General features: G+C 70.1%; 8 protein-coding genes and 1 pseudogene. 2 read left to right on the top strand and 7 right to left on the bottom strand.

The window, feature by feature from the left end; genetic code table 11:
* Both DEIPI_RS31020 and DEIPI_RS0113350 read left to right on the top strand, forming a co-directional pair.
* Nucleotides 1-264 (top strand): annotated as a pseudogene (locus DEIPI_RS31020) (hypothetical protein); the annotation flags it as partial.
* A 64-nt stretch (nt 265-328) separates the two neighbouring features.
* Entirely contained in the window at nt 329-685 is a 357-nt protein-coding gene (locus DEIPI_RS0113350; RefSeq protein ID WP_027482091.1) for a DUF2089 domain-containing protein, read from the top strand.
* Nucleotides 686-813: 128 nt separating this feature from the next.
* On the opposite strand, the gene DEIPI_RS0113345 is transcribed toward DEIPI_RS0113350, so the two are convergent.
* The 7 genes from DEIPI_RS0113345 to DEIPI_RS31010 all read right to left on the bottom strand — a co-directional run.
* Nucleotides 814-2,352 (bottom strand): sensor histidine kinase, encoded by a 1,539-nt coding sequence (locus DEIPI_RS0113345; RefSeq protein ID WP_045234289.1) that lies wholly within the window; start codon nt 2,350-2,352, stop codon nt 814-816.
* Between the two features lie 76 nt (nt 2,353-2,428).
* Nucleotides 2,429-3,106: a response regulator transcription factor gene (locus DEIPI_RS0113340; protein ID WP_015235450.1), complete on the bottom strand. Its 678-nt coding sequence runs from the start codon at nt 3,104-3,106 to the stop codon at nt 2,429-2,431.
* A gap of 46 nt (nt 3,107-3,152) precedes the next feature.
* Nucleotides 3,153-3,740, bottom strand: a complete 588-nt coding sequence (locus DEIPI_RS31015) for an adenylate/guanylate cyclase domain-containing protein (protein ID WP_169737105.1) — start codon at nt 3,738-3,740, stop codon at nt 3,153-3,155.
* 201 nt (nt 3,741-3,941) lie between these two features.
* Nucleotides 3,942-4,370 carry a hypothetical protein gene (locus DEIPI_RS0113330; protein WP_027482089.1) on the bottom strand — a complete coding sequence of 143 codons (429 nt, stop codon included), beginning with the start codon at nt 4,368-4,370 and terminating at the stop codon, nt 3,942-3,944.
* Nucleotides 4,371-4,410: 40 nt separating this feature from the next.
* Nucleotides 4,411-4,680, bottom strand: a complete 270-nt coding sequence (locus DEIPI_RS0113325; RefSeq protein WP_027482088.1) for a hypothetical protein — start codon at nt 4,678-4,680, stop codon at nt 4,411-4,413.
* Nucleotides 4,662-5,549: a menaquinone biosynthesis prenyltransferase MqnP gene (gene mqnP, locus DEIPI_RS0113320; protein ID WP_045234288.1), complete on the bottom strand. Its 888-nt coding sequence runs from the start codon at nt 5,547-5,549 to the stop codon at nt 4,662-4,664. Before mqnP ends, DEIPI_RS0113325 begins: the two co-directional genes overlap by 19 nt.
* An 89-nt stretch (nt 5,550-5,638) precedes the next feature.
* The coding region (locus DEIPI_RS31010; RefSeq protein ID WP_169737104.1) for a M28 family peptidase at nt 5,639-6,713 on the bottom strand (1,075 nt) is incomplete at its 5' end.

Below are 6,713 nucleotides of genomic sequence, written 5' to 3'. Positions count from 1 at the left end.
GGTGGGCGCCGTCCGGGCCGCGCCGCGACCCTGCTGCGCGTCGAGGTGGAGGACGCCGACGGCAGCGAACTGCGCGCCAACCTCCCCATCGGCCTCGCGGAGCACGCGCACAAGATCCTCCCGCCGCGCGTCCTCGGCGTGCTGGAGCGCGAGGGCATCTCGGCGGAGGCGCTGAAGCTCATGCTGTCGAGCAACCCTCCCGTGGGGGACCTGCTCAGCCTCGAAGGCGCGGACGGCTCGGAGATCCGCCTCTCGGTGGAGTGACGCCCGCCGCGTGGGCGCCTCCGGACCCGGGGGCGCCCACGCGCGAGCCGCTACCATGACACCTATGGCCAGGTCCCTGCCCGTGCCCTTCCCCGGCGTCCAGGAGACGCCGCTCGTGACCGAGCTGCGCTTCCCGCACGCGGACGTCACCGTCCGGGGCGAGTTCGAGCTCAACGAGTTCGCCACCCTCGCGCCCGAGAGCCTGGAGTTCCTGCGGCTCTACATCAAGGTGCGCGGCAACCTCAAGGAGGTGGAGCGCATCCTCGGCGTGTCCTACCCGACCGTCCGCGCCCGCTTCGACACGCTGCTGCGCGCCATCGGCTACGAACCCGAGGGCCCCGACCCGCGCGACGAGACCCTCGCCCTGCTCGAACGCGGGCAGATCAGTCCGGAAGAGGCCGTGAAGAGGCTCAAGAAGTAACCACTGAGTGGAGAGACGCGCCGACGCACGAGGCGCGAGCACCGGACCGCTCCGGTCCGTACGCAGGCGGAGCGTACGACGAGGAAGGGCCCCGCACCGGACGTGCGGGGCCCTTCCTCGTCGCGCCCTCAGGCGATCTCGGCTTCCTCCTCGTCGGGTTCGGGCGCGAGGGTGCCGACGGGGAGGCGCACGAAGACGGTGGTGCCCACGCCGACCTCGCTCTCGACCCAGATGCGTCCGTCGTGCGCGTCCACGATGGCCTTGGCGATGGCGAGGCCGAGCCCGCTGCCGCCCACGTCGCGCGAGCGGGACTCCTCGACGCGGTAGAAGCGGTCGAAGAGCCGCCCGAGGTGCTCCTCGGGAATGCCGGGCCCGTCGTCCCGGACGCGCAGCAGCAGGTGGCCGTCTTCACGGGTGGAGCCGAGCGTGACGGCGTGCGATCCGGCCTTGAGCGCGTTGGAGACGAGGTTGATGACGACCTGCCGCAGCTTGTCGGGATCCCCCGCGAACTCCACCTCGTCGCCCTCGACGGTGACGGTCGCGCCCTGCGCCTGCGCGAGGGGCCGCAGTTCCCGCGCGATGTCCTCCAGGAAGAGGCGCGCGAGCATGCGCGCCTGCCGGAGCTGGTTGACGCCGCTGTCGCTGCGGGCGAGTTCGAGCAGGCTGGCGATGAGGCCGCTGAGACGGTCGGCCTCGTTCTTGATGATGTTGAGGCTCTCGGCCTGCTGGGGGCTGGGCTGCGTGCGGCGTAGCAGGTACCCGGCGTGTCCGCCGATGGCGGTGACGGGGGTGCGCAGTTCGTGGCTGGCGTCGGAGGTGAAGCGCCGCTGCGCCTCGAAGGAGCGCTCGATGCGGTCGAGCATGCCGTTGAGGGCGTGCGCGAGGGCCTGCACCTCGTCGCCGGTGGCGGGTTCGGGGACGCGCTGACGCAGCGTCTTCTCGCTGATGGACTCGGCGGCCTTGCGCACGAGCCGCAGCGGGAGCAGCGCGCGCCCCGCGAGGAAGTACGCGCCGACGCCCGCGCCGATCACGCCGAAGAGCGACACGAGCAGCATGATGAGCTGCAGGTCGCGGACGGTGCCGTACACGCCGCTGAGGTCCCGCGCGAGGTATAGCACGAGGCTGGACTGCACGACGCGGTTGTCGACGTAGGAGCCCGCGTCGTACGGGAGGACGCTCACGAGGACCATGGTGGGGATCTCCTTGCCGTCGGACGGCAGGAGCTTGCGTTCGATGACGACCTGGCTGGTGCGCTGCAGCCGCCGGAATTCCTCGTCGCTGAGCTTGAAGGGGGAGGCGTCGGGTGGATTGCGGGGGTCCGCGACGATGTTGCTGGTGGGGTAGTCGCGCTTGAGCGGGTAGGCGCCGAGGTAGGCGCGGTCGTACTTCTGCAGGTCGGCGGGCGGAATGCCGGAGTACAGCTCGATGTACCCGAACAGGTTGTAGGGGTCCACGCCGAGGGTGATGGTGTTGCTGCCGAGGCTGGCGAGCTCCAGGCTGTCGAGGACGGGGGACGTGCGGATCTGCTGGAGGTCCGCGAGCAGTTCGTTCTCGACGTTGCGGCGCAGGCTGGTGCTGAGCACGCTGACGACGGCGACGGCGATCACCATGAGCAGCGCCGTGAGCAGCGTCGTGTAGAAGATCGTGAGGCGCCAGCGGAGGGTCATCACGTATCAGGGTATATGGGGTGCATGTGAGCGGCCATGGAGCGCGCGTTGAGAAATGCACGTGGGGCGGGATGGGTTATTCCTCGCGCAGGACGTAGCCGACGCCGCGGACGGTGTGGATGAGGCGGCGCTCGCCGCCCTCCTCCAGCTTGCGGCGCAGGTAGCCGATGTAGACGTCGACGACGTTGCTGCCGCCGGTGTATTCGGGCCAGACCTTCTCCTCGATCTCGAAGCGGGAGAAGACCTTGCCGGGGTTGCGGGCGAGGAGTTCGAGCAGCTCGAACTCCTTGGCGGAGAGCTCGACGCGGCGGCCTCCGCGGAAGATCTCGCGGCCGTCGAGGTTCATGACGAGGTCGGCGACGCGGACCTCGCCGGTGACGGCGGGGTTGACGCGGCGCAGGTGGGCGCGGACGCGGGCGAGGAGTTCCTCGATGGAGAAGGGCTTGACGAGGTAGTCGTCGGCGCCGGAGTCGAGGCCTTCCACCTTGTCCTGGATGTTGTCCTTCGCCGTCAGGATGATGATCGGCGTGTTGGAGGTCTTGCGGATGCGGCGGGCGACCTCCAGCCCGTCGAGGACGGGGAGCATGAGGTCGAGGATGACGAGATCGGGCGAAACTTCGCGGAACTTGGAGAGGCCGGTCACACCGTCGAACGCAACTTCGGTGGCATAACCCTCGGCGGCCAGCTCGAGCTCGATGAAGCGCGCGATGTCCTTCTCGTCCTCTATGACCAGCACGAGCGGCTTGCGTTCCATGTGGCCAGCATAGGGAGCGCTCTCATGAGAATCCGCACTCATTCACTTAACTGCTTTTCATGCGGGTCAGGCTGGGTGAAGCATGAAGGCTGGAGACGCGCAGGAGGGGGAAATCCTGGAAGGTCCGTTCGCCCTGGGGCTCGAAGTGCGCCTCGGGCACCTCGTCGCAGGTGGCGCCGCACACGAGCGTCTGGGACGTCGCGGCGCCGTCGCACAGCCGACGGGCGACGCTCATGGGCGGTCCGAAGGCGGTGAGGTCGCCTCGCACGGAGCCGATCACGGCCTCACCGCAGGCGACGCCCACGCGGACCCGCAGGTCGAGCCCGAGCTCCTCGGCCTTCGTGATGGTGCCGATGCGTCCGTGCAACTCCGAGGCGGCCTCCAGTGCGAACGCACCGAGCCGGGCGTCCCAGAGCGAGACCACCGCGTCGCCCTGATGGGGGAGGACCTCACCGCCGCGCGCCTCGCAGGTGAGCATCATGATCTGGAGCACGTCGGCCATCAGGTCGCTGTAGACCTTGAGGGGCAGGGCCAGCGACAGACGGGTGCTGCCCACCAGATCCACGAAGAGCACGCAGATCCTGCGCGTGGAGGTGAAGCCGTCGGAGAGCCGGAGAGTAGGGGAAAAAGTCACGAGCGGTGCCTGCCTCTGGGGGCGAGTAGCGAGGGTCACGAAAAGCTCAGATACTCTTCATGTTCACCCAGACAGGCGTGGTTTGTCTACACAGCGCGCTAAAGGTTCCGCCGACGGGTTGCCGTCAAAAACCCACGGAAGTCCTTCTGACACGCCCCATGACGTGAGTGAATGGCTTCCGGACGCTCATTCATGTTTCCTTCATATATGGAAGCCATGCAGGGGCGGCAGGGTCCGGAACCTCAACCAGTGCCCCACCCGCACGTCCGGCCAGCCGCCGAACCGCCCCAGCACGAGCGGTGTCCGTGCCCGCACCACGCACAGCCCGCGTGACACGGCCAGAACCTCGCCCACACCCTCCACCGCCGAGACCCCCAGCATGGAGAGCTGCTCCCGCGCCTCCTCGTCCGCCCCGAGGCGCTCCGCCTCCTCCACCACGCCGTGCACCACCAGACGCGCGGGACCCGGCTTCACGGCGTACGGCCCCGAACGGTCGAACAGGTACAGCACCCGGCCGCCCGTCACGAACTCGATCAGCGGACTACCCTCCGGCTGCGGATACACCGTTCCCGACGCCGCGAACTCCGCGAAGCGCGACGCGAACTCCTCGACCGAACTCTCCAGGGTCATGCCACCCAGACTACGGGAAAGCCCGAGGCAGGGGAACGCTTCAGCGCAGCGCCTCCAGATCCGGACGCTCCACGCCACGAGCGTCGAGCACCGCGTCCGCCCGTTCCAGCGCGAAGGTGCCCTCCACCTCGCGCAGCATGTGGATCAGCACGAGGCCCACGAGCCTCTCCAGCAGCGCCCACTCCACCGAACCCGGAACGCGCGCGTCCCGGGCATGACGCAGAACCGAGAGCGCGGCGCGGTCGTCCCCGTCCCCGAAGGCCTCGCGCGCCCCCGGCGGCACCAGCCCGGCTAGGTCAGCGTCCGCCACACCACGTCCAGGACGACCCCCGCCAGCATCGTCAGCGCGAGCCACATGTTCGCGTCGAAGAACGCGACGTTCACGCGCGTCAGGTCGTCGGGCCGGACCAGCCGATGCTCGTAGAGCAGGATCGCGCCCATCGCGACCGACGCCACGTAGTACGGCCAGCTCGCCCCCACCACCACGCCCGTCGCGACGAGCAGCACGAACGTCAGCGCGTGCGACGCCGCCGCCAGCCTCAGCGCGGGCCGCACCCCGAAGCGCGCCGGGATGCTCCTGAGCCCCTGCGCCCGGTCGAAGTCCACGTCCTGCGTGGCGTAGATGACGTCGAGACCGATCATCCAGAAGATCACCACCAGCCACAGCATCACCGCGCCCCAGTCCCACGCGCCCGTCACCGCGATCCAGCCGCCCGCCGCCGCCGCGCCGTCCGTGACGCCCAGCCACAGGTGGCACAGCCACGTGAAGCGCTTCGTGTACGGGTACAGCACCAGGAACACCACGGCGATCGGCAGCAGCTTGAGGGCGAGCGGGTTGAGCTGCCACGCCGCGACGAGCAGCAGGGCGAGGCTCACGACGATCAACCCGACCGCCCCGGCGGGTCGCACGCGGCCCTGCGGGATGTCACGGTTCGCGGTGCGCGGGTTGAGCGCGTCGATGCCCGCGTCGATGAGACGGTTCGCGGCCATCGCGGCAGTCCGCGCGCCCGCCATCGCGAGCGTCACCCACACGAACACCATCACGCCCGGCCAGCCCGTCCCGAGATGCTGCTGCGACGCGAACAGCATGCCCGCGTACGCGAAGGGCAGCGCGAACACGGTGTGCTCGAACTTGACGAGGTCGTAGAAGGTCTTCAGGCGCGCGAGGGGGGCGGTCACAACCGCCCACGATAGCGCGGCCCGCTCCTCACGAACGGGCCGCGCTCACCATGGCCGGGAACGCTCAGCGCTCCCATGGCCGGGAACGCTCAGCGCTCGCTGCTCGCGACGACCGCTTCCCCGACCTTCAGGCCCGCCTCCACCGCCTCGTTCACGAGCGCGAAGTCCACGACCGTGTCGCCCGGCTGATGGTAGTTCGCGTCGATGCCGCGGTGGAAGAACAGTGCGGGCGTCCCGACCGCCGCGAAGGACGCGTGGTCGCTGCCGCCGCCGTTCGGCATGGTCTTCAAGGACGGCGCGGCGCGCAGGGCGAGCGCTTCCAGCTCGTCCTCGCCGCCCACCGAGAGCGGCATGACGTTCACGCCGACCATGTCGAAGTTCAGCATCGCCCTGAGGCCACGCGCCACGTCACCGTACTTCTCCACGAAGGCGCGCGAGCCGCGCAGGCCGTCCTCCTCGCCGTCGAAGAGCACGAAGAAGCTCCGAGCGCCCAGCGGGGTGTTCGCCGCGCGGCGCGCCATCTCCAGCACCGCCGCCGTGCCCGACGCGTTGTCGTTCGCGCCCGGCGCGCCCGGCACGGAGTCCACGTGCGCGCCGAACAGCACGGTCGGCTTCACGGTGCCCGCCTTGAACGCCACGACGTTCACGCCCTGGATGGTGCGGCGCTCGTTGCGGACCGACACGGTGACGCTCGCGCCGTCGCGCAGCGCGGCGTCCGCGTCGGTCCGCACGGTCAGCGCGGGCACCTTCGACGGCGTGCCGAGCGAGCCCGCCACGTCCCCGGCGGCGTTGTTCACGACGATCACGGCGACGGCGCCCGCCGCCTCCGCTGCGCGGACCTTCTCCTGGAAGGGAATCTCGCCGCGGCGCACCACCACGACCTTCCCGCGCGCGCTCAGGCCGCGGTAGTCCTCCGCGCGGCCCACGCCGGGCACGCGGATCACGGCCGCCCTGACGGTGCCGCTCACGGCGTCGCGCAGCGCCTTGCCGGGCAGTTCGCGGCCGCCTACCGTCGCGCTCGACCCGAGGTCCGCGTCGCGGGTGTACTCGAAGGTGTCGCGGCGCGTCACGTACCCGCTCGCCCTGAGCTGCGCCTCCATGTACGTCCGGGCACGCTCGCTCGCGTCGTTGCCCGCGACGCGCGGTCCCGCCCCGAGGAGTTCG

This window comes from Deinococcus pimensis DSM 21231, from assembly GCF_000519345.1.
Taxonomy (GTDB): domain Bacteria; phylum Deinococcota; class Deinococci; order Deinococcales; family Deinococcaceae; genus Deinococcus_A; species Deinococcus_A pimensis.
The sequence above is the reverse complement of the archived record's forward strand: the minus strand, read 5'-3'. Positions and strand labels throughout refer to the sequence as shown.

Excerpts from the sequence above, each read along its gene's own strand:
- DEIPI_RS0113350 (WP_027482091.1), top strand. The coding sequence starts at position 329 with ATGGCCAGGTCCCTGCCCGTGCCCTTCCCCGGCGTCCAGGAGACGCCG.
- DEIPI_RS0113330 (WP_027482089.1), bottom strand. The coding sequence starts at position 4,370 with ATGACCCTGGAGAGTTCGGTCGAGGAGTTCGCGTCGCGCTTCGCGGAG.
- DEIPI_RS0113340 (WP_015235450.1), bottom strand. The coding sequence starts at position 3,106 with ATGGAACGCAAGCCGCTCGTGCTGGTCATAGAGGACGAGAAGGACATC.
- DEIPI_RS0113345 (WP_045234289.1), bottom strand. The coding sequence starts at position 2,352 with ATGACCCTCCGCTGGCGCCTCACGATCTTCTACACGACGCTGCTCACG.